This window comes from Streptomyces sp. AC627_RSS907, from assembly GCF_019049165.1.
On sequence record NZ_JAGMUE010001451.1, the window covers coordinates 1 to 766 of the forward strand.

Genomic DNA, 766 nt, shown 5'->3' on the forward strand with positions numbered 1-766 from the left:
GTGTAACGTCATCCCGGACGGCCTTGGGGGAGTGGGGGTAGGAAGAGATTCATGTCCAGATTGCCACGGTGGGTCGGCGGTCTCGGGGCCGGGCTGACCCGGCTCGCCGAGCGACTCGACGCACAACGCGAGGACACGGGCCCGGCCGCGTCCGATGAGCCACGCGACACCATACGTACGCCCGCGGCACCGCCGTCGGGCGCCGGGACCGTCGCCGGATCGGGCGAGGGCGCGGCCGAGGCCGGCGCGCCCGGGGCCCCGGCGCCGGCCGCCGCGCAACCGGCCGTGACGCCGCCGCGGGCCGTACCGGCCGGCGAGGCGGCGGGCGCGGCGGAGGCCCAGGTGCCGGCGCCGCCGCTGTACGCGCCGGCCATAGCGCCGCGCGCCGACCCCGTGGCCGCCGTCCCCTGGGGCGTGCGGGTCGCCGCGGAGGTGGGATGGCGGCTGCTGGTCCTCGCGGGCACGGTCTGGGTGCTGATGCGGGTCATCAGCGCGGTGCGGCTGGTGGTGCTCGCCTTCGTCGCGGCCCTGCTGATCACCGCGCTGCTCGAACCGACGGTCTCCCGACTCCGGCGCCGGGGCGTGCCCCGAGGTCTGGCCACCGCCATCGTCTTCATCGCGGGCTTCGTCATCATGGGCCTGGTCGGCTGGTTCGTCGTCTGGCAGGTGATGGAGAACCTGGACTCGCTCTCCGAGCGCGTGCAGGACGGCATCGAGGAACTGCGCCGCTGGCTGCTCAACAGCCCGTTCCATGTGACCGAGGACC

Annotated in this window: 1 protein-coding gene; it reads left to right on the plus strand. The window is 75.1% G+C overall.

Annotated features, from left to right (window positions below):
- Positions 1 to 51: 51 nt before the first annotated feature.
- A partial coding sequence (locus KUM32_RS42385) for an AI-2E family transporter (protein ID WP_217146907.1) occupies positions 52 to 766 on the plus strand: 715 nt, incomplete at its 3' end.